This window comes from Bradyrhizobium sp. CB82 (assembly GCF_029714405.1).
Taxonomy (GTDB): Bacteria; Pseudomonadota; Alphaproteobacteria; order Rhizobiales; family Xanthobacteraceae; genus Bradyrhizobium.
The window spans coordinates 2277359-2301178 of the sequence record NZ_CP121650.1; the positions used below are offsets into that span (position 1 = coordinate 2277359).

21 protein-coding genes are annotated in these 23820 nt (G+C 64.0%); 15 read left to right on the forward strand and 6 right to left on the reverse strand.

What is annotated here, in order from left to right; genetic code table 11:
• The first annotated feature begins 17 nt into the window (after positions 1 to 17).
• The 5 genes from QA640_RS11060 (at position 18) to QA640_RS11080 (ending at position 5115) form a co-directional block, all read left to right on the forward strand.
• Positions 18 to 1079, forward strand: coding sequence for an ABC transporter substrate-binding protein (locus QA640_RS11060; RefSeq protein WP_283040672.1), 1062 nt, complete (start codon positions 18 to 20; stop codon positions 1077 to 1079).
• A 73-nt stretch (positions 1080 to 1152) separates the two neighbouring features.
• Positions 1153 to 1965 (forward strand): ABC transporter permease, encoded by an 813-nt coding sequence (locus tag QA640_RS11065; RefSeq protein ID WP_283040673.1) that lies wholly within the window; start codon positions 1153 to 1155, stop codon positions 1963 to 1965.
• A complete protein-coding gene (locus QA640_RS11070) occupies positions 1962 to 2747 on the forward strand; it encodes an ABC transporter permease (RefSeq protein WP_283040674.1) in 786 nt (261 codons plus the stop codon). The genes QA640_RS11065 and QA640_RS11070 overlap by 4 nt, the downstream gene beginning before the upstream one ends.
• A gap of 425 nt (positions 2748 to 3172) precedes the next feature.
• On the forward strand, positions 3173 to 3661 hold the full coding sequence (locus QA640_RS11075) for a septal ring lytic transglycosylase RlpA family protein (RefSeq protein WP_283040675.1): 489 nt from the start codon (positions 3173 to 3175) through the stop codon (positions 3659 to 3661).
• Positions 3662 to 4686: 1025 nt separating this feature from the next.
• On the forward strand, positions 4687 to 5115 hold the full coding sequence (locus tag QA640_RS11080; RefSeq protein WP_283040676.1) for a universal stress protein: 429 nt from the start codon (positions 4687 to 4689) through the stop codon (positions 5113 to 5115).
• 202 nt (positions 5116 to 5317) lie between these two features.
• Here QA640_RS11080 and QA640_RS11085 read toward each other — a convergent pair whose 3' ends face one another.
• On the reverse strand, positions 5318 to 6154 hold the full coding sequence (locus QA640_RS11085; RefSeq protein WP_283040677.1) for a transporter substrate-binding domain-containing protein: 837 nt from the start codon (positions 6152 to 6154) through the stop codon (positions 5318 to 5320).
• Positions 6155 to 6255: 101 nt separating this feature from the next.
• Here QA640_RS11085 and QA640_RS11090 point away from each other — a divergent pair, with 101 nt between their 5' ends.
• From QA640_RS11090 to QA640_RS11110, 5 genes are all read left to right on the forward strand, one after another.
• Entirely contained in the window at positions 6256 to 7173 is a 918-nt protein-coding gene (locus QA640_RS11090; protein WP_283040678.1) for an NAD(P)-dependent oxidoreductase, read from the forward strand.
• Between the two features lie 149 nt (positions 7174 to 7322).
• On the forward strand, positions 7323 to 8987 hold the full coding sequence (locus QA640_RS11095; protein WP_283040679.1) for a thiamine pyrophosphate-binding protein: 1665 nt from the start codon (positions 7323 to 7325) through the stop codon (positions 8985 to 8987).
• Positions 8987 to 10252, forward strand: coding sequence for an FAD-binding oxidoreductase (locus QA640_RS11100; protein WP_283040680.1), 1266 nt, complete (start codon positions 8987 to 8989; stop codon positions 10250 to 10252). Before QA640_RS11095 ends, QA640_RS11100 begins: the two co-directional genes overlap by 1 nt.
• A gap of 9 nt (positions 10253 to 10261) precedes the next feature.
• On the forward strand, positions 10262 to 11005 hold the full coding sequence (locus tag QA640_RS11105; protein WP_283040681.1) for an aspartate/glutamate racemase family protein: 744 nt from the start codon (positions 10262 to 10264) through the stop codon (positions 11003 to 11005).
• 18 nt (positions 11006 to 11023) lie between these two features.
• Entirely contained in the window at positions 11024 to 11725 is a 702-nt protein-coding gene (locus QA640_RS11110) for a GntR family transcriptional regulator (RefSeq protein ID WP_283040682.1), read from the forward strand.
• A gap of 20 nt (positions 11726 to 11745) precedes the next feature.
• Here QA640_RS11110 and QA640_RS11115 read toward each other — a convergent pair whose 3' ends face one another.
• Positions 11746 to 13287 carry a hypothetical protein gene (locus QA640_RS11115; protein WP_283040683.1) on the reverse strand — a complete coding sequence of 514 codons (1542 nt, stop codon included), beginning with the start codon at positions 13285 to 13287 and terminating at the stop codon, positions 11746 to 11748.
• A gap of 844 nt (positions 13288 to 14131) precedes the next feature.
• Here QA640_RS11115 and QA640_RS11125 point away from each other — a divergent pair.
• Positions 14132 to 15298 carry an acyl-CoA dehydrogenase family protein gene (locus QA640_RS11125; RefSeq protein WP_283040685.1) on the forward strand — a complete coding sequence of 389 codons (1167 nt, stop codon included), beginning with the start codon at positions 14132 to 14134 and terminating at the stop codon, positions 15296 to 15298.
• Between the two features lie 24 nt (positions 15299 to 15322).
• Here QA640_RS11125 and QA640_RS11130 read toward each other — a convergent pair whose 3' ends face one another.
• From QA640_RS11130 to QA640_RS11150, 4 genes are all read right to left on the reverse strand, one after another.
• Positions 15323 to 16894: an AMP-binding protein gene (locus tag QA640_RS11130; RefSeq protein ID WP_283040686.1), complete on the reverse strand. Its 1572-nt coding sequence runs from the start codon at positions 16892 to 16894 to the stop codon at positions 15323 to 15325.
• A 33-nt stretch (positions 16895 to 16927) separates the two neighbouring features.
• On the reverse strand, positions 16928 to 17563 hold the full coding sequence (gene upp / locus QA640_RS11135) for a uracil phosphoribosyltransferase (RefSeq protein WP_283040687.1): 636 nt from the start codon (positions 17561 to 17563) through the stop codon (positions 16928 to 16930).
• Positions 17564 to 17690: 127 nt separating this feature from the next.
• On the reverse strand, positions 17691 to 17819 hold the full coding sequence (locus QA640_RS11140) for a hypothetical protein (RefSeq protein WP_283040688.1): 129 nt from the start codon (positions 17817 to 17819) through the stop codon (positions 17691 to 17693).
• A 302-nt stretch (positions 17820 to 18121) separates the two neighbouring features.
• On the reverse strand, positions 18122 to 18658 hold the full coding sequence (locus tag QA640_RS11150) for a hypothetical protein (protein WP_349253711.1): 537 nt from the start codon (positions 18656 to 18658) through the stop codon (positions 18122 to 18124).
• A gap of 389 nt (positions 18659 to 19047) precedes the next feature.
• Between QA640_RS11150 and QA640_RS11155 the strand changes: the two genes are divergently transcribed.
• The 4 genes from QA640_RS11155 (at position 19048) to QA640_RS11170 (ending at position 23813) form a co-directional block, all read left to right on the forward strand.
• On the forward strand, positions 19048 to 19137 hold the full coding sequence (locus tag QA640_RS11155) for a K(+)-transporting ATPase subunit F (RefSeq protein ID WP_283040690.1): 90 nt from the start codon (positions 19048 to 19050) through the stop codon (positions 19135 to 19137).
• Between the two features lie 123 nt (positions 19138 to 19260).
• Complete coding sequence (kdpA, locus tag QA640_RS11160) at positions 19261 to 20964, forward strand: potassium-transporting ATPase subunit KdpA (protein WP_283040691.1); 1704 nt, start codon at positions 19261 to 19263, stop codon at positions 20962 to 20964.
• Positions 20965 to 20987: 23 nt separating this feature from the next.
• Positions 20988 to 23102: a potassium-transporting ATPase subunit KdpB gene (gene kdpB / locus QA640_RS11165; protein WP_283040692.1), complete on the forward strand. Its 2115-nt coding sequence runs from the start codon at positions 20988 to 20990 to the stop codon at positions 23100 to 23102.
• A 108-nt stretch (positions 23103 to 23210) separates the two neighbouring features.
• Positions 23211 to 23813, forward strand: coding sequence for a K(+)-transporting ATPase subunit C (locus QA640_RS11170; RefSeq protein WP_283040693.1), 603 nt, complete (start codon positions 23211 to 23213; stop codon positions 23811 to 23813).
• The last annotated feature ends 7 nt before the right edge of the window (positions 23814 to 23820 follow it).

Consider the following 23820-nt stretch of genomic DNA (forward strand, 5'->3'; position numbering starts at 1 on the left):
CGACAGAGGAGGCGAGGATGACGACGAAACTGGGCTTCAGGTTTGGATATGCCCTCTTGGGCGCATCGCTCGGCGCGTTCGGGTTGGCTTGCACCGCCGCCGTCGCCGCCGAGCAGATCACCTTCGTCTCGCAAGGCGGCGCCTATCAGCAGGCGCAGACGGTGGCGATCCTCGATCCCTCCGCCAAGAAGCTCGGCATCACCATCAACCAGGACTCCATCCCCGACGCCTGGCCCGCGATCAAGACGCAGGTCGGCAGCGGCAAGCCGATCTGGGACGTGGTGGACACGCCGACCGGCTATTGCCTGCGCGGCGGCGAACAGGGGCTGATCGAGAAGCTCGACTTCTCCAAGATCCCGAATGCCGCGGCGATGCCCGAGGCGTACCGCAATCCCTATTCGGTGTCGTACGAGTTCTATTCCAGCGTGCTCGCCTTCAGCCAGAAGACGTACCCGAAGGATGCACCCAATAGCTGGGCCGACTTCTGGGACGTGAAGAAATTCCCCGGCCGCCGCGCGCTGCGCAACCACCCCATCGCGACGCTGGAAGCCGCGCTTATGGCCGACGGCGTCGCGCCCGACAAGCTCTATCCGCTCGATGTCGATCGCGCCTTCAAGAAGCTGGAAGAGATCAAGCCCAGCATCACGGTGTGGTGGACGTCAGGCGCGCAGTCGGCGCAACTCCTCAACGACGGCGAGGTCGACATGGAGATGGCTTGGAACGGCCGCGTCAGCGCGGTGGCGAAGGAGGGCGCCAAGGTCGCCTTCACCTACAACCAGGGCATTCTGCAGAGCACCTCGCTCTGCATCCTCAAGGGCGCGCCGAACCTCGAGACGGCGGTCAAGTTCCTCAACGAGGCCGTCGACCCCGTGCATCAGGCCAATTTGCCGCTGAACATCGACTACGGCCCGGGCAACCCGAAAGCCTTCGACACCGGTGTGATCAAGCCGGAACGCGCCGCGCAATTGCCGAGCGAGCCCGCGAATGCGGCCAAGCAGGCGCTAATGTCCTATGCCTGGTGGTCCTCGCCGGCAGGCGAAGCGGCCGAGAAGCGCTGGGCCGCCTTCATGCAGAAGTGAGCGAAGCGAGGCAGCGTTGACGACGTCAAAACCAGATCCGTCGCAAAGACATCAGCGCCGTGAGGACGGCCTGATGCTGGCCCTGGTGTCGCCGGCGCTGCTCGTCATCCTCCTGCTGATCGTGCTGCCGGTCGGCTGGCTCGCCTGGCAGTCGATCTATCACGACGGCTTCACGCTCGAGCATTATCGCCGCATCCTCAGCGAAGACATCTACTGGCGCAGCTTCGCGCTGACCTTCGAAATCAGCCTTCTGGTGACGGTGCTCGCGCTCGTGCTCGGCTATCCCGTGGCCTATGCCGCGAACGCCGTGCCGAAGGCGTGGAGTTTCGTCATCCTGGCGCTGGTCGTGCTGCCGTTCTGGACCAGCGTGCTGGTGCGCGCCTATGCCTGGCTCGCGCTGCTTCAGCGCACCGGCGTGATCAACCAGTTCCTGCGCTATATCGATGTGATCGGCGAGCCGCTTGCGCTCGTCCACAACACTTTTGGCACGGTGGTCGCAACCGTGCACATCCTCTTGCCCTTCATGGTGCTGCCGCTCTACGCCACCATGCAGAAGATCCCGAACGACCTGATGCAGGCGGGCGCCAGCCTGGGTGCGGGCCCCGCGCTCACCTTCTTCCGTGTCTTCCTGCCGCTGTCGCTGCCTGGCGTGCTCGCCGGCTCGACGATGGTGTTCGTGCTCTGTCTCGGCTTCTACATCACGCCGGAGCTGCTCGGCGGCGGGCGCACGGTGATGGTGTCGATGCTGGTGAGCCGCAATGTCGAGCTCTACAACCAGTTCGGCGCGGCGAGCGCGGTCGCCGTTGTCCTTCTGCTCAGCGTCCTCCTGATCTTCTTCGTCGTCAGCCGCTTCATCTCGCTCGATCGCGTCTTGGGACAGAAATGAGAACAATCTCGCCCGCCAGGATCGCCCTGATCGTCGCTTGCGCGCTGGTGCTGGTCTATCTGATCCTCCCGGTGCTGATCATCGTGCCGATCTCGTTCTCCAGTGCGCGCTTCCTGACCTTCCCGCCGCCCTCGCTGTCGCTGCGCTGGTACCAGCAATATTTCTCAAATTCCGCCTGGATGCAGGCGACGCAGGTGACGCTGATCGTCGCGGCTTTCACCGTCGCGATCGCGACGCCGCTCGGCGTCGCCGCGGCTTACGCGATCAGCCAGTCGAAGCTGCGCGTCATGCGGATGATCCACATGGCGTTGCTCTTGCCACTCGTGGTGCCGATCATCATCACCGCAGTCGGCATCTTCTTCGTCTATGCCCGCGTCGGCCTGGTCGCAACGCTGCCGGGCCTCGTGCTCGCCAACGTGATGCTGGGCCTGCCTTACGTCGTCATCTCCGTGCTCGCGGGCCTGCAAAGCTTCGATCCCGCGCAGGAGATGGTCGCGCGCAGCCTCGGCATGAATCGCTTCCGCAGCTTCTTCGCGGTGACGCTGCCGCAGATCAAGTCCAGCGTGGTCGCGGGCGCGATCTTCGCCTTCATCTCGGCGATGGACGAGACCATCATCGCGTTGTTCATCTCCGGCGGCCAGTATCAGCCGCTGACCAAGCGCATGTTCACCGCACTCCGCGACGAGATCGACCCCACCATCGCCGCGATCTCGACGCTGATGACGGCGGCCTCGTTCATGCTGGTCCTGCTGGCGAGCGCCCGGCAGAAAAGGGCCGCGTGAGGCCCCCTCGGGCGGCTCCAACTAAAATATCGAAAACAACCCCATGCAAAGGAGTTCTGACTTCCGGTGCGCGAAATTGCTGATTTTGCGAAATGACTTGACACGTCGGGCAAATCAGGCAGATAAATCTATCATCGCGTAAGCGGAATCTTGCGATCAGTTGGAGCATCGTCGTTCGCGACCTCTAGCCGACGTCGCGCGCGGCACTCAGGCTCCATCCAGTCATGCTGCTGACGTAATCTCTGTCTTAGTCAGTAAGAACTTAGAACAATATGCGAGGACCACCCTGGTTCCCGCAACGGTTCCGTCGCCAGGATTGGCACGAATCCGCCGAATATTGGCGCAAGTTCGTGAACGCCTCCGCGTTCGCTTGACCATGTTTTGCGGCATCGGGGAACCGGAAGATCGAGAAAATCAAAGGAGTTATGATGGTGTTCCGCTCGAGCGCCGCAATTTGCGGCGCCCTGGTTGCGTTTGCCGTTTCTGTTACTCGAAGTGAAACGGGTGGAGTTCATTCAAGCGCCGTAGTCAATGCTGCCTGTGGTGATGCGATCGTTGGCGCAGCATCCATGTATAATCCGTTCAAGCCCGGCAAGGAGGAGGGCGGCCCGAACACAGCCTCCGGCGAGCGTTATGATCCCTCCGTCTGGGCGGCTGCCATCAAGATGAGTTTACGTCAGAAATTTGGTGGGGTCCAATTTGGCGCGAGGCCGAAGTATGCCCTCGTCGAGGCCGTGGGCAAGAAGGTCATCGTCAAGATCAACGACGTGGGACCACTAAAGCCTGGCCGCATCATTGATCTCAATGAGCGGACGATGCGCCATTTCGATCCAAGCCTACAGTTCGGGGTAATTTCTGACGTAAGAGTTAGGCCGCTTGCCGGCGACTATTGGATCCCCGGACCGGTTGGCTGAGCGTCGCCACTTCGATGATGTCGCGCTTGGTGCGCTCGGGGTCGTTAGCGCGCTTGCGGGCAGGGGCATGTGCTTCAGCATCACTGTTTCTCCCTGCGTTTCTATGGATCACCTCGAAGGTGAAGGCAAATTTCGCAACTTCGGGCGGGGCTTCGATGCGGCCGTTCCATATTGTTCGCCTCAACGAGGGCGAGCGCTTCCGCGTGTGGACGGAGCTTGAGGGTCGATCCACCCCGACCAACGTCGATAAGAAGACTATCATGAAGGCGGGCTAAGTGCGTAGCGCGCATGGAGCGAAGCGGAATGCGGGGTCTTGCAACGCGGCCCCGCATTCCGCTTCGCTCCATGCGGACTACGGCAAGCAACAAGAAGCGCAAAAAAAGTATCTGGAATTCGGTGACGACACCAGCGTGCGCGAAGAGAACCGCGCCCGCCTCGATCTCCACACGCCTGCGAACGTCGCGCCCGCGACGCCGCGGCTATCGCGGGATAGAGCGCGTTTACCTGGTTCATATTAACCGCCCCAACGACAGTAGGGGGCGCACCGATAGCTTCCGCCGTGCCAATGGCCCCAGTGCCAGCGCACCTGGACCACGGCACGCTCCTCCACCATCGGCTTGGCGCTCGTAGATAAAGGAGTGATCGGGGCAGCCCTTGCAGGTGCGCCGAGCGATATTGCGCCAATCACGAGAAGCGCTGCGGGAATCCTGGTCATCGACATGACGTTGCTCCAATGCAACTTCCGACCACGATCAACTTTGATGACCGCAATTCGTTGCACGGCGATTTTCTGACGGTTCGCGTCACGAGCGGAACTGCTTCGACTGATTGCGAAATTTCCGCGCGGTGCCAGAAACTGACATCTGCCTTATGAGTGCTGGTCCTGGTCCGCTCGCCTGGGCCTCAGGGCCGGCCACTTGGCCGCCAGCGCCGCGCAATTAGATTGATTTATCTCAAGACGGTCTCCGGAACGCGGGCGCAACCTTCGGAAGGTGACGATACGTCAGGACAATCGGAGGTGAAGCATGTACCGGCATATTCTCATTCCGACAGATGGGTCGGAGCTGGCGGAGCATGGGATGGCGCATGGCTTGGCGCTGGCGAAATCCCTTGGGGCCAAGGTGTCCGTCATCTTCGTCGTGGAACCGTTCTCAGAATTGACAGGGCGGTTCCTTGAAGCCGTCGCGACATATGCCGAGGTGCGCAAGGAGCAGGCCAGGAGCGTGTTGGAGCGCGCGGCAAATGCGGCCAGGACGGCTGGTGTTTCCTGCGAGACGATCCAAGTGGAAAGTGGGCATCCGCACCAGGCCATCATCGAAGCAGCCGAGGACAAGGGCTGCGATCTCATTGTCATGTCATCGCACGGGCGCAGCGGACTTTCCATGCTCCTCATCGGCAGCGTGACAAACAAGGTGCTGACGCAGGCGAAAACCCCCGTGCTGGTTTGTCAGTGAGTGTGCAGACCACTCGGTGGGATAGATCAATGCGCCGGGAGATGGAGGGAGTGTCCGGTGGGTGCCAAAGGCGCCCGCCGTAGTCACCGTTGCGGCGCCCGGCGAGCACGTTCATTAATGCGGGTCAAAAGTGTTTTAAGAGACCGGCCGCGTCTCCGGAAACATATCAACAATCTTGTTGGTCATGCCGTTCGCGCGCCCGTCAGAACTGGATCTCGGGCGGAATGTCTTCCGCATTGAGGCCGACAGTTTCAAAAGCCTTGAGCATCCACTCGCGGGTCTGACCCAGCGCGCGGTTGTAATCGGCCCAGGCGCTGAGGAAGTCCTTGTAGCGGCGATCGCCATCGGCACGGATGCCGAGATTGGTTGGCAGCGTGAGCAGCGGCCGTGGCACCGCGAGTTCGCCGAGCGTCGGGTTCTTCTTCAACGTGGCGACCGAAAGCACGGCGAGCGATATGTTGCAGTCTGCCCGTCCAGTGGACACGGCGAGGATCGCCTCGTTGCGTTCCTTGAAGCCGAGGATCGTCGCCTTCGGGCAATAGCGGCGCGCGATGGTCTCATGCGTGGAGCCGATGTCGACGGCGATCTTGACCTCGGGCTTGTTGATCTCCGCCCAGGTCTGCGGCTTGGCAAAACCCTTCTTGGTGATGACGGTGAAGGAGTGCACGAGGATGGGCGAGGAGAAGTCGATGACCAGCGCGCGCTCGGGCGTCGGGTTCACGGCAAAGGCGAGGTCGATCTTCTCGGCCTGGAGGTCGAGGATCTGGTTGCCCCAGGTCGATTCCAGCGTCTCGACCTTGGCGCCGAGCTTGCCGGCGATGTCGTTCGCCATGTCGATACAGGCGCCCGACCACTGATTGGTGGCGAGGTCCTTGTGGAAATAGGGATCCTGGCCGGCGATGACCGCGATCCTGAGCACGCCGCTCTTCTTGATCCGGTCGAGGGTGGAGCTTGGTGCGATGTCAGCCTTGGCCGGGCCGGCTGCGGCCATCGCAGCGCCGGCGAAGGCAACGGTGGTGAGTGCGTCCCTGCGATTCATGGCAGTTACTCCTGAACATCCAACCCCGGCTTCTGGACTATTTCTGTATTCAGCTTAAAATGCAATACGGTATTTCCGGCCTGGAAAGGAAAGATCAGTCTATGCGTGCCCTGTTCGTCGATGCCAACGACACGCTTGCCGCCGTCACCGAAAAGCTGCTGCGCAAGGACAGCCTCCCCGTCGGCATCAACCGCGACCCAGCGATATCGCCCGACGACCTGCCGCGCCTCCTGGACGGTGCTGAGATCATGATCGTCGATCACACCGCCGTACCGACCGCGGTTGCCGCAAGGTGTGCGGCTCTGAAGCACGTCGTCTTCCTCGGCACCGGCGCGCGCAGCTACATGAATCCGGACGAGCTTGTCCAGCAAGGCATCGCCGTGCACACCATCAAGGGCTATGGCGACACCGCGGTTGCCGAATGCGCGATCGCACTGATGTGGGCTTCTGCCAAAAATTTTGGCGAGATGGATCGCGGCATGCGCGAGGGCAACTGGCTGCGCCGCGACGCCGTCCAGCTCACCGGCAAGACGCTCGGCCTGATCGGCTTTGGCGGCATCGCCGCGGAAGCCGCGCGCATGGCGCTGGGCTGCGGCATGAAGGTGATCGCCTGGAACAGGACGCCGAAGATGCATCCGGGCGTCGAGTTCGTTGCGCTGGAAAAGCTGCTGGCGGAGAGCCACGTCGTCTCGCTGCATCTCTTGCTCAACGACGAGACCAGGAACTTCCTCTCCCGCGAGCGCATTGCGATGATGCGTCCCGGCAGCATCCTGATCAACACCGCGCGCGGTGCCGTTGTCGATGAAGACGCCATGATCGAGGCGCTGCGCTCGGGCCATATCGGCCATGCCGGTCTCGACGTCTTCACCGTCGAGCCGCTGCCGGCAGGTCACCCGCTGACCAAGCTGCCGAACGTGACGCTGTCGGCGCATTCGGCATTCCGCACGCCGGAGGCGAGCGACAACCTGATCGGTGCGGCGCTGGATCATTGCCGCCGCATCATCGCGACCGGCCGGTAGTTGCAAACAGCGGGGGCGGGCATGATGTCGGCGCAGGGATACGCAAAGCCTTTCGATCTTGCGCGCTCTGGCAGCCTGTCCTACGCCACCTCAGCAAACTGGCGCGAAGATGCTTCGAGCGCATCGCCAAAGCCTTTTAGGGAGCCGTCATGACCATTCGTAACGTCCGCACCGGGGGCCAGATCCTGATCGACCAGCTGGTCGCGCAAGGCGTCGAGCGCGTCACCTGCGTGCCGGGCGAGAGCTATCTCGCAGCGCTCGATGCGCTGCATGACAGCCCGATCGACGTGATGATTTGCCGCGCCGAAGGCGGCGCTGCGATGATGGCGGAAGCCTATGGCAAGCTGACGGGCCGCCCCGGCATCTGCTTCGTCACCCGCGGCCCCGGCGCGACCAATGCCAGCCACGGTGTCCACATCGCGATGCAGGATTCCACCCCGATGATCCTGTTTGTCGGCCAGGTCGATACCGGCATGCGCGAGCGCGAGGCGTTCCAGGAGCTCGACTACAAGGCGGTGTTCGGCACCATGGCGAAGTGGGCGGTCGAGATCGATCGTCCCGATCGCATTCCCGAGCTGGTTGCGCGCGCGTTCCGCGTCGCGATGCAGGGCCGTCCCGGCCCTGTCGTGATCGCACTGCCGGAGAACATGCTGACCGAGACGGCTGCGGTTGCCGATGCGCCGCGCGTCGAGCCCGCCGTGAGCTGGCCGGCGCCCGCCGATCTCGAACGGCTGGCTGCGATGCTTGCTGGCGCAAAGGCGCCGCTCGTCGTGCTCGGTGGTTCCGGCTGGACCGCGGAGGCGGCCAAGGGCATCGCGCGCTTCGCCGAGCGGTTCGATCTGCCGGTCGCGACCTCGTTCCGCCGGGCGTCGCTGATTGACGCCGATCATTCGCACTATGCCGGCGATCTCGGCATCGGGCCGAGCCCGAGCCTGAAGGCGCGCATCACCGGCGCCGATGTCATCCTGCTGATCGGCGGCCGGATGTCGGAGATGCCATCCTCGTCCTATTCGCTGCTCGACATTCCCGTGCCGAACCAGAAGCTGATCCATGTTCATCCGGGCTCGGAGGAGCTTGGTCGCGTCTATCAGCCCACGCTGGCGATCCAGGCGCCTCCGGTGGCCTTCGCGGCGGCCGTCGAGGCGCTGAAGCCTGCGGCGCAGCCGGCCTGGAAGGGCGAGGCGGCCAAGGCGCATGCCGATTATCTCGCCTGGACGGAGAAGGCGCGCGAGCTGCCGGGGACGTTCCAGTACGGCCAGGTCATGACGTGGCTGCGTGATCGCCTGCCGAAGGACGCCATCGTCTGCAACGGCGCCGGCAACTATGCCGGTTGGCTGCATCGCCATCACCGCTTCCACGCCTTTGCCGCGCAGCTTGCGCCGACCTCGGGCTCGATGGGCTATGGCGTGCCGGCGGGCGTGCTTGCAAAAAGGCAGTATCCAGATCGCGTCGTCGTCGCGTTTGCCGGTGACGGCTGCTTCCTGATGAACGGCCAGGAGTTCGCGACCGCCGTGCAGTATGACGCGGCCCTGATCGTCGTGGTGATCGACAACGCACAATATGGCACCATCCGCATGCACCAGGAGCGCGACTATCCCGGCCGTGTGGTCGGCACGCAGCTCAAGAATCCGGACTTTGCGATGTACGCAAAAGCGTTCGGCGGCCATGGCGAGCGGGTCGAGCGCACGGAAGAGTTTGCGCCGGCCTTCGAGCGCGCGCTGGCCTCCGGCAAGCCGTCGATCCTGCATTGCCTTATTGATCCTCGTGCGATGTCCGTCGGCAAGGATTTTGTGACGCAGGAGAAGGCCCGCTGATGTCGCAAGCTCGCCACGTTGCCATCATCGGCGCCGGCGCGGTCGGCGTGATCAGCGCCATCGAGGCGCTGCGCGAGGGCCACCGCGTCACGCTGATCGATCCCGGCGAGCCCGGTGGCGAGCAGGCGGCGAGCTACGGCAATGCCGGCTGGCTGTCGTCGCATTCGGTGATCCCGCCGGCCGAGCCCGGCGTCTGGAAGAAAGTGCCGGGCTATCTGATGGACCCGCTCGGGCCGCTCGCGATCCGCTGGTCTTACTTGCCGAAGGCCTTGCCGTGGCTGATCAAATATCTGCTGTCGGGCTGGACGGAAGCGCGTGTTGAAAAGACGGCCGTAGCGCTGCGCGCGCTCCTCAAGGACGCGCCGCTGCTGCACAGGAAGCTCGCGGAGGAGGCCGGTGTCCCCGAGCTGATCGAACGCAACGGCGTGATGCACGTGTTCCCATCGCGGGGGAATTTCGACGGCGATCTCGGCTGGCGCATCCGCAAGCGCGTCGGCGTCGACTGGCTGGAGCTTTCTGCGGATGAGATGCGCCAGCGCGAGCCTGATCTTGATCCGCGCTACACCTTTGGTGTCGTGGTCGAGGAGGCCGGGCGGTGTCGCGATCCCGGCGCCTATGTCGCGGCTCTCGCCAACCATGCGCTCGCCAGCGGCGCAAAATTGGTGCGCGCCAAGGTGACGGGCTTCAGGCTCAACGGCGACAAGCTCGTTGCTGTTCTCACTGAAGCCGGTGAGATCGCCTGCGATGCCGCGGTGGTCGCCGCCGGTGCGCGCTCAAGGCTGCTCACCGCATCCGTCGGCGATCCGCTGCCGCTCGAGACCGAGCGCGGCTATCATGTCATGATCGAGCATCCGGAAGTAGGGCCGCGCAGCTCGATGATGGTGTCCGACGCCAAAATGGTCGTGAATTGGACCAACAAGGGCCTGCGCGCCGCCGGCACGGTCGAGATCGCGGGACTCGATGCTGAGCCGAACTGGAAGCGCGCCGAGATCTTGCGCGACAATCTCCTCGGCATGTTTCCGAAACTGCCGAAAGACATTCCGGCCTCACGCATCAAGATGTGGTTCGGCCATCGCCCGAGCATGCCGGACGGCCGTCCCTGCATCGGCTATGCCCGCGCCTCGCGCGATATCGTCTATGCGTTCGGCCATGGCCATATTGGTCTCGTCAGCTCCGCCCGCACCGGCCGCCTCGTCGCGCAGCTCGTCAGCGGCAAGAAGCCGCAGATTCCGCTTGAACCGTTCTCACCCACTCGTTTCCTCTGAGATCGCATCATGACCTATCCGCAAAAGTCCTCCTCCCGCATCGCCCGCGGCGGGAAGGCGCTCTATGGCGCGCCGCTCGGAATCCTGATGCTGGAAGCGCGCTTTCCCCGCATCCCCGGCGACATGGGCAATGGCACGACCTGGCCGTTCCCGGTACTTTATCGCGTGGTGAGCGGGGCGACGCCGGAGAAGGTGGTGCTTAAAGGCGCGGCCGGGCTGCTGCCGGATTTCATCGACGCGGCGAAGGAACTGGTGCGGCTAGGTGCCGAAGCCATCACCACCAATTGCGGCTTTCTCTCGCTATTCCAGAAAGAGCTTGCCGCCGCCGTCGGCGTGCCCGTTGCGACGTCATCGTTGATGCAGGTGCCGTGGGTTCAGGCGACGCTGCCGCCGGGCAAGCGCGTCGGCCTCGTCACGGTCTCCGGCTCGACGCTGTCGCCGGCCCATCTGGAAGGTGCCGGCGTGCCGCTCGACACGCCGCTGGTCGGCACCGAGAACGGCAAGGAGTTCTTCCGCGTCCTGATCAAGGCCGAGAAGGATGACATGGACATTGCCCAGGCCGAGCGCGACGTCGTCGAAGCCGGCAAGGCGCTGGTGGCGAAGCATCCCGATGTCGGCGCCATCGTGCTTGAATGCACCAACATGCCGCCTTACGCTGCGGCATTGCAGGCTGAGGCGGGCCTGCCTGTCTACGATATTTATTCCATGATCACGTGGTTTCACACCGGACTGCGGCCGCGTCGGTTTGGCTAGAGGTCGAAAACCTGCTCCATGAACAAGCATCTGGAACTCGCCTCGGACAGCATTGTCGATCGCGTCTATGAACAGCTCAAGGCGATGGCCGTGAGCTACGAGTTCAAGCCTGGCGAACGGCTCAACGAAGGTGAGCTGGCAAAGCGTCTCGGCGTCAGCCGCACGCCGCTGCGCGAAGCGCTCAACCGGTTGAACACCGAGGGTTTCCTACGCTTCGCCCCCGGCAAGGGCTTCTTCTGCCGCGAACTCGACGCGCACGAGATCTTCGATCTCTACGAGCTGCGCAAATCGATCGAGGTCGCCTCGGTCCGTCTCGCCATCAAGCGAGCCAGGGATGAGGATATCGACGCGCTGCTCAAATTCCTCGAAGCCACGGGGCCCGATCCCGGCGAGCGTTCATCGGTCGAGCTGGTCGAGCTGGATGAGACCTTTCACGAGCGGCTGATGGCGATGTCGAACAATGCCGAGATGCTGCGTGTGCTGCGCAACGTCAATGCCCGCATCCGCTTCGTACGCTGGATCGACATGGACAGCATCAATCGCTTCAACACGCAGGCTGAGCACCGCGCCGTCGTCGAGGGCCTCAAGGCGCGTGACGAAGCGATGTGCGTTTCCGTGCTGGAAAAGCACATCGACCGGCGGCTCGATCGTATCACCTCGGCGATCAAGGAAGGCTACGCGCAGATCTACATGCCGGCGGCGAGGTCGGCGCAGACCTGATCGGAAGAGACGGTGTGTTCTCAGCGACAGGCGCGATTGGCGGCGCCTGGTATCGCCAGGAAGGTGATGCTGGCAGGCGCCACGACGATCGTCCCGGCCGGCGTCATGCGGGCTTCGAGCACAGGCAAACCGCCGTTGGTCGCAAGCTCGAGCGTTCTTCCGTTCAGTTGCACGGTCGCGCTTTGCAGCCGCCCTGCATCCAGCGTGTAGCGCTCAGACGCGATCGGCAGCTTCAGACCGTGCGACTTGCTCCGCGACGTGTTGATGGCAAGGATGGACACGGCGCCCGGCGTCTTGGGATGGCAATGCGCATAGACGTGGAGGTCGGTCGTGCCTGTTGCGCCGGCGTCGAGCACCGTCGTCCCCATCAGGCGATGCCATAGCAGCGCAGCCCAGTAGTTCGGCCGCGGGCGAAACGTCGTCTCATCGAGCAGGCCGTAGTCGCTCGCGGCCAGCGTGTTGTGCATCACGACCTGGACGCCAGCCTTTGCGAGGCGTCCGAGCTGGTCGAGATAGCGGAACGTGTCGAGGAAGGTCGCGTCGGAAGCGTTGCCGCCGCAGGCGGCATCGGCCGTCTCGGTCAGCCAGATCGGCGTATCCGGCTCGAACTCGTCGCGCAAGCGACGGTAGATCGAGAGCGTGCGATCGATGCGCGCGAGCCGATCCGCCGACAGCGCCAGCGCCGGATCATCGCGGAAGCCGCAGCGCGGCGAGAGTGTGTTGTAGTGGTGAAACGAGAAGCGATCGAGGCCCGCGCCGGACGCTGCGAGCAGATCGCGCGTCCGAATACCGCTGGCCGATGGCGGCGACGTGTCACCGACGGAGCCGGGGCCGACGATCAGGAGATTGGGAGAATGCGTGCGCATCCAAGCGCGGAAGATCGCGAAGTCGCGCCCATAGGCATTTGCGTCATAGCCCGCCGGCGCGCCGTTCGTGGCCGCGAGCGTCGGTTCGTTCATGAATTCGGCGGCCGCGATGTGGCCGCCGAGTGACTGCGTGAAGGCGAGCAGTCGTTGCGCCTGGTCGGGCGTCCAACGGCCGTCTGCATCGCGGCTGCCCGCACTGACGGCGAACGACGTCATGATCTCCGCATCCACCGCGCGTGCAAAGTCGACGACACCGCGCCATTGCGCGCGGCTCAGCACCGAGTCGAAGCCGGGAGGCGGTGCCGCCGGCGCGTTGTCCGTATCGGCGAAGAATGTCGCGTTCGCCCAGGTGCCGCTGACGCGCACATAAGCCGGACCGAGAGCGCCGGCGAGCATGCGCAGCCGCCTATTGGCGAGATCGATCGGTGGCCGGTAGCTGTAACGATCGCGCGCGCGGAGTGTCCGTACCGTTCGCGGATAGGGCTTCCAGAATCGGCCGCCGGTGATTTCCACCATTTCGATATTGTACGATTGGAAACGGAGATCGACCGTGCCGACTGCCTCCATGTGCTGGGGGGCGACGATCTCCTCGCTGATGCTTCTCCCCGGCCATGCCGCAATGGCGAGCAGCGCCATGCCGGCGGCGCGGACGACACGCGCATGTCCGTTCCGACTGGTCCGCCCGGCTGCCTGCATTCCTGATCCGACCTCGTTGGGAAGCCGATCCTAGCGCGCCGACCCGAATGATACGCCGCCATATCGATGTTCCGGGGTGTCGTCCACTGCCGGAGTTCCGCCGACCGATTGCCCTGTGTTGGGCGATAAACAAACGTCCTGCTGCCATATTTTCGTAAGAGTGAATTTCCCGTGAGGGAGGCGCTCCGATGAACAGATTTTTGATGGCCGTAGTCGTGATGCTGACGTTGGTTCCGGCAGGTGCCATTGCGCAGGAACGCGCAGGCGATGCGGCTCTTGGAGCCGTCTCCGGCGCTATCGTGCTGGGTCCGGTCGGTGCCGTAGCCGGCGCCTTTGTTGGCTACGCCGCAGGTCCCTCCATCGCGCGCTCATGGGGCTTGCGCGGTTCTCGATCGGCGACGAGCCGGCAGCGGCCACGCAGAGAAGCGAATCGCGTCCCGGGTTCGGCGCCTGCAGCGCCCGCCCCTGTAGCTCCGACGCCCGCAGCTGCGGCTCCGGGTCCCACCAGTGGTAGGGCAATGGAAGCCAATGGCCGTGTCGCTCAAATGGGGCCGGCTAACGACCCGCCGGTTCAGGCAGCTCCTGCTCCGCCGCAGCAGACTTCGACGCCGCCCGTTCAGGGATTCGACTAAGGCGCGCGCTACGGCGCCGTCTTCGGCCGGAGTCGGTCGACCGTCCTTGCGATCAGAGCCGCAACATCCGGCACTTTGGGCCCGATGCGAAAATCGGGCCCGGCGACCACGACCGACAGGCGCCGATCGCTCGCGATCGTGATCCTGGTGGCGTTCCCGGGTATCCTCCTCCGGCTGCTCTCGTTACGAGTCGCCACCAGAGGAGACCCATCATGGATTTCGCGCTCACCGATCAGCAGGAAGCCATCCGCGACGCCATCGCAAAGATCTGCGAAGGCTTTGACGACGCCTACTGGCTGAACAAGGACCGTGAGGGCAGCTTCCCGCACGACTTCCACAAGGCCCTGGCCGATGCCGGCTGGCTCGGCATCTGCGTGCCCGAAGCCTATGGCGGCTCTGGTCTCGGCATCACCGAAGCCGCGATCATGATGCGCACGATCGCGGAATCCGGCGCCGGCATGTCGGGGGCCTCGGCCGTGCATATCAACGTGTTCGGTCTCAATCCGGTCGTCGTGTTCGGCACTGAAGAGCAGCGCAAGCGCATGTTGCCGCCGATGGTCGAAGGTCGCGAGAAGGCGTGCTTTGCCGTGACCGAGCCCAACACCGGGCTCAACACCACGCAGCTCAAGACCCGAGCGGTGGCCAAGAACGACCGCTACATCGTCAACGGCCAGAAGGTGTGGATTTCAACCGCCCAGGTCGCGCACAAGATCCTGCTGCTCGCGCGCACGACGCTGCTCGAGGAGGTGCGTTCGCCCACCCATGGCCTCAGCCTCTTCTACACGGATTTCGACCGCAAGCGGATCAAGGTCCATGAGATCGAGAAGATGGGGCGCAGCAGCGTCGATTCCAACGAGTTGTTCTTCGAGGACTTCGAGATCCCGATGGAAGACCGCATTGGCGAAGAGGGACGCGGTTTCGAATACATCCTCGAAGGCATGAACCCCGAGCGCATCCTCATCGCGGCCGAAGCGGTGGGCCTCGGCAAGCTCGCGCTGTCGCGCGCAACCGAATATGCCAAGACGCGTGTCGTGTTCAACCGCCCGATCGGCAAGAACCAGGGTATCCAGCATCCGCTCGCGGTGAACTGGGTCGAACTCGAAGCCGCCTGGCTGATGGTGATGTCGGCGGCCTGGCAATACGACAAGGGCATGCCCTGCGGCGCCGCCGCCAACGCCGCAAAATATCTCGCGGGCGAGGCTGGCTTTAGGGCATGCGAGCAGGCGGTGATGACCCATGGCGGGTTCGGCTACGCCAAGGAATTCCATGTCGAGCGTTACCTGCGCGAGATCCTGATCCCGCGCATCGCGCCGGTGAGCCCGCAACTCGCGCTCAGCTTCATTGCGGAAAAGGTGCTGGGCCTCGCCAAATCGTACTAGACGTGCCCGGTGAAGTAGGCGGCGCTATTCCTCGGCGATCTTCTCCATGGCCATGGCACGCAGCCTGGCGCGCTGGACCTTGACGCCATTGGCACTGTCGGTGACGGGGAAGGCGTCGACGAAGTAGATGCGCGCGGGGACCTTGTAGCCGGCCAGCCGCTCGCGCAGGCGCGCGATCAACGCAGCCTCTTGCGGCGGCTTTTCTGCCGGGATCACGAAGGCGGCGCAGCGAGCCTGTCCCCTGAGATCGACGGCGACCACCTGCGCATCGGCAACGCCGGCGCAGAACTTGAGTTCATCTTCGATCTCGCCGGGCGCGACCAGGAAGCCGCCGAGCCGCATGGCATCGCCCGCCCGCGTCTCGTAGACGAAGGAGCCGTCAACGCGCAGCCGGCCGATATCGCCGGTGCGGAAGAAGCCATCGACGGCGGTTGCCTCGCGCGTCGCTTGCGGATTGTTGAAATAACCGAGGAAGCACGACGGCGCGCTGATCTCGAGCTCGCCGGAGATGCCGGGCCCCACCAGCTGTCCGCCGTCCGTATCGCGTATGCGCACGCGAGCATCCGGTGACATCGGCCAGCCGCCGCCTTCGATGCGGTCGGCGAAGGCGGCATCGCGCCGGCCGATCGAGAACAGGGCCTGCACCTCGCTCGAGCCATACAGGCCGAACAGGGGCAAGCCCCGCGCCTCGGCCTCCACCGCAAACTCGCGCCAACCGGGCTGGAACGCGGCGAAGCCAAACACTTCCGCGTGCGGAAACGGACGTGGCGCATCGGTGAGCGCCAGGATACGGCGAAACATCTCGTCCGAGCCGAAGGCATGCGTGACCCTGTGATCGCCGAGGATTTCGAGCGACGGCGCGGGCTCGAACGCGCCGAGCACGTGGATGGTGACGCCGGCCGCGAGAAAGGCAAGCAGGCTCGTCATCCCGAACGTGCCGCAGAACGGTAACATCGCCAGCAGCGAATGGCGTTGCGGCGACAGCGCCAGCGCCTTGGCGACCGCGACTGCATGCGTGGCCAGCGTCGCTTGCGAATGCGCCACCAGCTTCGGCCCTTTGGTCGTGCCCGAGGTCGTGTAGAGCAGGACCGGCAGGTCGACGTCGCCGCGTGATGGCGCCGTAGGATAGGTATTCTCGAAGGCGTCGAACCGCACGCAGGGCCAGTCTGCCGGGATCGTATCCGCGCCCACCACGGCGAGCTTTTCGAGAGCCGGCACGTCGCTTCCAGCGATATCCGCGAGAACGGCGGCAAAGTCGATCGAGCGGAACGCGGCTTCCATCACCAGAAGCTTCGCACCGGAGAGGCGGAGGAGATGGGCGACGTCCGCGCTGCGGTAGCGCGTGTTGACGGCGGCGACGACTGCGCCGAGCCGGGCTGCGGCGAACAGCAGGGCGATCCATTCGATGCGGTTGACCAGCCACACCGCGACCACATCGCCTTTGCCGATACCCTGCGCGGCGAGCCACGCCGCGGTCTGGTCGATCCTGCCCGACAATTCGGCGCGCGGGACGGACCTGCCGTCGAACACCAGTGCGGGATCGGAGAAGGTCTCGATCCCGATCAGCGATTGCAGCGAGCGATCGTTGGGGCGCATGGCTACCGCAGTACCCCGATCGCGCAAAACTGTCTACTTGGTGCCGAACATCCGATCGCCGGCATCGCCCAGGCCGGGCACGATATAGCCGTGGTCGTTGAGCCGCTCGTCGACCGCGGCGGTCCAGATCGGCACGTCCGGATGTTCCGCCTGGAATTGCGCGATGCCTTCCGGGGCGGCCAGCAGGCACACGAAGCGGATGTCACGGGCGCCGCGCGCCTTCAGCAGCGATGCGCCGGCGCGGGCCGAGTTGCCAGTCGCCAGCATTGGGTCCATCAGGATGACGGTGCGATCGGAGAGGTCCTGCGGCGCCTTGAAGTAGTACTCCACGGCCTGCAAGGTCTCCGGATCGCGATAGAGCCCGATATGGGCGATGCGGGCGGATGGCATCAACGCCAGCATGCCGTCGAGGAAGCCGACGCCGGCGCGCAGGATCGGCGCCAGCGTGAGCTTCTTGCCGGCAATTTTCGGCGCCTGCATCGGCGAGATCGGCGTCTCGATTTCCACGAGCTCCAGGGGCAAGTCGCGCGTCACCTCGTAGCACAAGAGCATCCCGATCTCGTTCAGGATCTCGCGAAAGCTCTTGGTCGAGCGGTCCTTTTCCCGCATCAGCGAGAGCTTGTGCTGGACCAGGGGGTGATCGACGACGTAGACGTTGCTGCTACCCATGGTACCCGCTCTACACGGTTCCCTGAGCTTGCGCCAGATCGGCTGCAGCGTTTTCCCTGCGCATCGGGTGCCTAGCCCGCAGGCACTGCGACCTGCGTTCGCACCCGCAGCCAGGGATGATACGGGGCTAGACGCTCAATCCCCGGGCTACCAGCGCGATCACGAGGATCAGGATCGAGCCCCAGATCAGGCTCAGCGTCATGGTCAAAATGGTGACCGTGACCACGTGCTCGAGATTTGACTTGACGGGCTGCACGCTAGTTGCCCGGTGCCGCACCGGCACGCATGCGGACGAGCAGCGCTCCCATCAGGGCGAACATGACGATGATCTTGAGCTCGATCATCAGGGGGCACTCCCGCAAGGCTACCTTATCGCAAGCCGCGCCAGCCGATCAGAAATAAGGTCGCGACATATGGATCAAGGTCTTCAAGGCGATCAGCGCGGATAGCACGCTTCCCATCGACAGGAGCGCCAAGGCGCCTTGGCAGGCACGCCGGACCGCTGCGGCGTCAACTTTCGAGATCCAGGCTTCGGGAGCGTTATTTCTCTCCGGGGGATCATAGGGCTGTTCGAAGCGATGCGTAAGCATCGACATGGTAATGTCCTCTTGGTGTGATGGCGATTGCGGTCAGCCGAAATGATCGCAGTTGACCGGCTCGTAGAGGGGGCTCGCGGTCTGGCGAACGGCCGGCACGCTCGGCCGGGTCGCTTCTGCGGTGAGCGCTTGCGCCTCTGCGAAACGAGAGCAAGGCGAGCGCGAGGTCGGAATGCCGTCCCTCGACCGAGCTCTCCAGCCAATCCGGCAACTCGTGTTCGCGCGAGAGCGCGCAATACCACTCACCTTCGTCATAGGCGATGCGGCGGACCTGCCACAGCGGCAGTTCCAGTTGTAACAGCACGAGCGCAGCATCGGCCCAGGCTTCGGCATCGATCAGGCGCGATAGCCGTGCGGTTCGTTCGCTCTGTCCGAGCGAAGGGAAGCGACGGCAGGCCTTGTCGATGAGATCGAGCATCAGGGGCCGCGTGACCGCATGCGCGCCGCGAAGCTGCTCGCCAAGCGAAGCCGGGTCGAAGTTTTGCAGAACGGAAGACATGACGGCGTCTCGATCTTCGGCCGGCCGCAGGTCCGCAGCCGACGCCATCAGGATCGCGGGAACGGCATTTGAAAACGAGATGGGACAGGGGAGAGAAATATAGGGATTTCATAAAGGTCGGAGCGGGGCGCGTAAGGGCTGGAACGCCCTCCGCGGGCCGCTCCGACCTTTATGAGATTCCTATATCGTCGTTATAGCCTCCATCTCGAAAACCTATGCCTCGGGTGGCACTTCTCCGCCCGACAGCGCGGCAGCCGTCGACGGACTGCGCGTGGATGCATAGGACATTTTCATGCTCGACATCATCATGCTGGCGCTGAGCCTTGCTTTCTTCGCGCTCGCGATCGGCTACACCTACGCCTGCGAACGGCTGTGACGGGAGCTGCGCCATGATCTTCGACTATTCGCTCGCCGGCGCCGTCTCGCTCGGCCTTCTCGTCTACCTCACCTACGCGCTGCTGCGACCCGAGCGGTTCTAGGGGCGTTGGTGATCCAAAACTGCTTCTGGCCGACGCCGCCCTCACGGCGGTGCAGCTCGCGGTTCTTCTGCCGCTCCTGCGTGGAAGGTCGCATCTCAAGGACCAAATGCCAAGGACTAAGCCATGACTGCTATCGGTTGGCTCCAGATCATTCTTTTTTGCGTCATCGTCCTCGTCCTGACAAAGCCGCTCGGCTGGTACATGACCCGCGTCTTCAATGGCGAGCGCACCTTTCTGTCGCCGGTGCTACGCCCCGTTGAGACCGGGCTCTACTGGATTTCCGGTGTCGACGAGAAGCGCGAGCAGCATTGGTTGACCTACACGGTCGCGATGCTGCTGTTCCACGTCGGTGGCTTCCTGATCATCTACGGGCTTATGCGGCTTCAGGCCGTGCTGCCGTTCAATCCGGCCGGCCAGTCGGCGGTCGCGGAGGATCTCTCCTTCAATACCGCCATCTCCTTCATCACCAACACCAACTGGCAGAACTACGGCGGCGAGAGCACGCTGTCCTATCTGGTGCAGATGATGGGCCTCACGCACCAGAACTTCCTGTCGGCCGCCACGGGCATCGTGCTCGCGCTTGCGCTGATCCGCGGTTTTGCGCGCGCATCCGTGCGGACCGTCGGCAACTTCTGGGTCGATGTCACGCGCTGCACGCTCTATGTGCTGTTGCCGATCTGCATCGTCTACACGCTGTTCCTGGTCTGGGGCGGCATCCCGCAGACGCTCGGGGCCTATGTCGAGGCGACCACGCTGGAAGGCGCCAAGCAGACCATCGCGGTCGGCCCGGTTGCCTCCCAAGTGGCGATCAAGATGCTCGGCACCAATGGCGGCGGCTTCTTCAACGCCAACGCCGCGCATCCCTTTGAGAATCCGACGGCGCTGTCGAACTTCGTGCAGATGATCTCGATCTTTGCGCTCGGCGCTGCGCTGACCAACGTGTTCGGCCGCATGGTCGGCAATCAGCGCCAGGGCTGGGCCATCCTTGCCGTGATGGGCGTGCTGTTCCTCGCCGGCGTCGCCGTCACCTATTGGGCGGAAGCGAGCGGCACCTCCACGCTCCAGGCGCTTGGGCTGACCGGCGGCAACATGGAAGGCAAGGAAGTCCGCTTCGGCATCGTGGCGTCCTCGCTGTTCGCGGTGATCACGACGGCCGCCTCCTGCGGTGCCGTCAACGCCATGCATGACAGCTTTACCGCGATCGGCGGCATGATACCGCTGATCAACATCCAGCTCGGCGAAATCATCGTCGGCGGCGTCGGTGCCGGCATGTACGGCATGCTGCTGTTCGTTGTCCTCGCGATCTTCGTCGCGGGCCTCATGGTCGGACGTACGCCGGAATATGTCGGCAAGAAAATCGAAGCGCGCGAGGTCAAGATGGCGATGCTCGCCATTCTCGTGCTGCCGCTGATGATCCTTGGCTGGACGGCTGTGGCGGTCGTACTGCCTTCGGCGGTGGCCTCCATGGCCAATGCCGGCCCGCACGGCTTCTCCGAGGTGCTCTATGCCTATACCTCCCAGACCGGCAACAACGGCTCGGCCTTGGCGGGGCTCACGGGCAATACGCTGTTCTACAACATCACCGGCGGCATCTCGATGTTCGTCGGCCGCTTCTTCATGATCATTCCGGCGATGGCGATCGCAGGCTCGCTCGCGGAGAAGAAATCGATCCCGCCGTCGACGGGCACGTTCCCGACCACCGGCGGGCTGTTCGTCGGCCTCGTCGCCGGAGTGATCCTGATCATGGGCGGACTGACCTTCTTCCCGGCGCTCGCGCTCGGCCCGATCGTCGAGCACCTCGCGATGAATGCCGGCAACGTCTTCTGATCGAATTGTCTGGAGTGATCTCCATGGAAACTATGAAACTGCAAAAACGTGCTCCGATGTCCGCGATGCTCGATCCGAAGGTCGTCGTGCCCGCGATCCGCGCGTCCATCGTCAAGCTCGATCCGCGGTTGATGATTAGGAACCCCGTGATGTTCGTGGTCGAGATCGTGGCCGCGCTCACCACGGTGATCTTCCTGCGCGACCTTGTCACCGGCGGCGAACATCTCGGCTTCACATTCCAGATCATCCTTTGGCTGTGGTTCACGGTGCTGTTCGCCAATTTTGCGGAAGCCGTCGCCGAGGGCCACGGCAAGGCGCAGGCCGAATCGCTGCGCAAGACCCGCACCGAAAGCCAGGCCAAGCTGCTGACCGGTTTCGACCGAACCTTCAAGCTCGTGCCCGGCACCAGCCTGAAGGTCGGCGACATCGTGCTCGTCGAGGCCGGCGATACCATTCCCTCCGATGGCGAAGTGATCGAAGGCGTCGCTTCCGTCAACGAGGCCGCGATCACTGGCGAATCTGCGCCCGTGATCCGCGAATCCGGCGGCGATCGCTCGGCCGTGACCGGCGGCACGCAGGTGCTGTCCGACTGGATCCGCGTCCGCATCACCGCCGCGCAGGGCTCGACCTTCATCGACCGCATGATCAAGCTGGTCGAGGGCGCCGAGCGGCAGAAGACGCCGAACGAGATCGCACTCAACATCCTGCTTGCGGGCCTCACCATCATCTTCGTGTTCGCGACCGTCACCATTCCGAGCTACGCGGCCTATGCCGGCGGCTCGATCTCGGTGATCGTGCTGGTCGCGCTGTTCGTGACGCTGATCCCGACCACGATCGGTGCGCTGCTGTCGGCGATCGGTATCGCCGGCATGGACCGCCTGGTGCGCTTCAACGTGCTGGCGATGTCCGGTCGCGCCGTCGAGGCTGCCGGCGATGTCGACACCCTCTTGCTCGACAAGACCGGCACCATCACCCTCGGCAACCGCCAGGCGACCGCGTTCCGTCCCGTGCGCGGTGTGACCGAGCAGGAGCTTGCCGATGCCGCCCAGCTCGCCTCGCTCGCCGACGAGACGCCGGAGGGCCGCTCCATCGTCGTGCTGGCGAAGGAGAAATGCGGCATCCGCGGCCGCGACATGGTCGAGCTCGGCGCAACCTTCATCCCCTTCTCGGCGCAGACCCGCATGAGCGGTGTCGATGCTGGCGGCGTATCGGTGCGGAAGGGCGCGGTCGACGCCATGCTCAATTATATCGGTGGTGGTGTGCCCCTGGCGGTCGCCTCCGGCAACACGGCACGCGCGCTGCAGCCGGCCGCGCTCTCGGACGTCGGTCGTGAGATCCAGACGATCTCGGATGAAGTCTCGAAATCTGGCGGTACGCCGCTGGCAGTCGCCAAGGACGGTCGCCTGCTCGGCATCGTCCAGCTCAAGGACATCGTCAAGGGGGGCATTCGAGAGCGCTTTGCGGAGCTGCGCCGCATGGGCATCCGCACCATCATGATCACCGGCGACAATCCGATGACCGCGGCCGCGATCGCAGCGGAAGCCGGCGTCGACGATTTTCTTGCACAGGCAACGCCCGAGGACAAGCTCAAGCTGATCCGCGACGAGCAGGCCAAGGGCAAGCTGGTGGCGATGTGCGGCGACGGCACCAACGACGCGCCGGCGCTCGCGCAGGCCGACGTCGGCGTCGCCATGAACACGGGCACGCAGGCTGCGCGCGAGGCCGGCAATATGGTCGACCTCGACTCCAACCCGACCAAGCTGATCGAGGTGGTCGAGATCGGCAAGCAGCTCCTGATGACACGCGGCGCGCTGACGACGTTCTCGATCGCCAACGACGTCGCAAAGTATTTTGCGATCATCCCGGCGATGTTTCTGGCGTTCTACCCGCAGCTCAACGTCCTCAATGTCATGAACCTGTCGAGCCCGCAGAGCGCCATCCTGTCGGCGATCATCTTCAACGCGCTGATCATCATCGCGCTGATCCCGCTGGCGCTGAAGGGCGTCGCCTACCGCGCCGTCGGTGCCGGTGCGCTGCTCAGCCGCAACCTGATGGTCTATGGGTTCGGCGGCATCATCATTCCTTTCATCGGCATCAAGGCGATCGACCTCGTCGTCACCGCCCTGCACCTGGCTTGAGACCGTCATTGCGAGCGAAGCGAAGCAATCCAGAAATGCCCCGCTGTTGAAGGCCTGGATTGCTTCGTCGCTTCGCTCCTCGCAATGACGGAAGAATTGGAGACGTAAATGCTCAGAGAAATCCGCCCAGCCATCGTCCTGCTGCTCGCGCTCACCGTCCTCACGGGACTGGCCTATCCACTCGCGATGACCGGCATTGCCGGTGTGCTCTTCCCAAGCGAGGCGCAAGGCAGCCTGATCGAGAAGGACGGCAAGGTCATCGGCTCCGCCTTGATCGGGCAGGAGTTCAGGGACGACAGATATTTCCACGGCCGCCCGTCGGCGACGGTTGCGCCGGATCCTAATGATTCGAGCAAGACCGTGTCCGCGCCTTACAACGCTGCCAATTCCGGTGGCTCCAACCTGGGCCCGACCAGCAAGGCGCTGGCCGACCGGCTGAAGGAAGATGTGGACAAGCTGAGGACGGAAAACCCGAGCCAGCCGGTGCCGGTCGACCTGGTCACGACATCCGGCAGCGGTCTCGATCCGCACATCTCGCCGGAAGCAGCCCAATTCCAGGTGCCGCGCGTGGCGAAAGCACGCAACCTGCCGGAGGAGTCGCTCAGCAAGATCGTAGCCGCGAACACCGAGGGCCGCCTATTCGGGCTGCTTGGCGAGCCCCGGGTCAACGTGCTGGCGTTGAACCTGGCGCTCGACCGCGCCGCCAAGTAGCGGCCTA

What these genes read in the sequence shown, in the direction of transcription:
- QA640_RS11170 (WP_283040693.1), top strand. Translation starts at nt 23,211, where the DNA reads ATGCTCAGAGAAATCCGCCCAGCCATCGTCCTGCTGCTCGCGCTCACC.
- QA640_RS11155 (WP_283040690.1), top strand. Translation starts at nt 19,048, where the DNA reads ATGATCTTCGACTATTCGCTCGCCGGCGCCGTCTCGCTCGGCCTTCTC.
- kdpA (WP_283040691.1), top strand. Translation starts at nt 19,261, where the DNA reads ATGACTGCTATCGGTTGGCTCCAGATCATTCTTTTTTGCGTCATCGTC.
- QA640_RS11080 (WP_283040676.1), top strand. Translation starts at nt 4,687, where the DNA reads ATGTACCGGCATATTCTCATTCCGACAGATGGGTCGGAGCTGGCGGAG.
- QA640_RS11095 (WP_283040679.1), top strand. Translation starts at nt 7,323, where the DNA reads ATGACCATTCGTAACGTCCGCACCGGGGGCCAGATCCTGATCGACCAG.
- QA640_RS11090 (WP_283040678.1), top strand. Translation starts at nt 6,256, where the DNA reads ATGCGTGCCCTGTTCGTCGATGCCAACGACACGCTTGCCGCCGTCACC.
- QA640_RS11105 (WP_283040681.1), top strand. Translation starts at nt 10,262, where the DNA reads ATGACCTATCCGCAAAAGTCCTCCTCCCGCATCGCCCGCGGCGGGAAG.
- upp (WP_283040687.1), bottom strand. Translation starts at nt 17,563, where the DNA reads ATGGGTAGCAGCAACGTCTACGTCGTCGATCACCCCCTGGTCCAGCAC.
- QA640_RS11130 (WP_283040686.1), bottom strand. Translation starts at nt 16,894, where the DNA reads ATGCGCCCCAACGATCGCTCGCTGCAATCGCTGATCGGGATCGAGACC.
- QA640_RS11065 (WP_283040673.1), top strand. Translation starts at nt 1,153, where the DNA reads ATGCTGGCCCTGGTGTCGCCGGCGCTGCTCGTCATCCTCCTGCTGATC.
- QA640_RS11070 (WP_283040674.1), top strand. Translation starts at nt 1,962, where the DNA reads ATGAGAACAATCTCGCCCGCCAGGATCGCCCTGATCGTCGCTTGCGCG.
- QA640_RS11115 (WP_283040683.1), bottom strand. Translation starts at nt 13,287, where the DNA reads ATGCAGGCAGCCGGGCGGACCAGTCGGAACGGACATGCGCGTGTCGTC.
- QA640_RS11150 (WP_349253711.1), bottom strand. Translation starts at nt 18,658, where the DNA reads ATGTCTTCCGTTCTGCAAAACTTCGACCCGGCTTCGCTTGGCGAGCAG.
- kdpB (WP_283040692.1), top strand. Translation starts at nt 20,988, where the DNA reads ATGGAAACTATGAAACTGCAAAAACGTGCTCCGATGTCCGCGATGCTC.
- QA640_RS11125 (WP_283040685.1), top strand. Translation starts at nt 14,132, where the DNA reads ATGGATTTCGCGCTCACCGATCAGCAGGAAGCCATCCGCGACGCCATC.
- QA640_RS11085 (WP_283040677.1), bottom strand. Translation starts at nt 6,154, where the DNA reads ATGAATCGCAGGGACGCACTCACCACCGTTGCCTTCGCCGGCGCTGCG.
- QA640_RS11060 (WP_283040672.1), top strand. Translation starts at nt 18, where the DNA reads ATGACGACGAAACTGGGCTTCAGGTTTGGATATGCCCTCTTGGGCGCA.
- QA640_RS11110 (WP_283040682.1), top strand. Translation starts at nt 11,024, where the DNA reads ATGAACAAGCATCTGGAACTCGCCTCGGACAGCATTGTCGATCGCGTC.
- QA640_RS11075 (WP_283040675.1), top strand. Translation starts at nt 3,173, where the DNA reads ATGATGGTGTTCCGCTCGAGCGCCGCAATTTGCGGCGCCCTGGTTGCG.
- QA640_RS11100 (WP_283040680.1), top strand. Translation starts at nt 8,987, where the DNA reads ATGTCGCAAGCTCGCCACGTTGCCATCATCGGCGCCGGCGCGGTCGGC.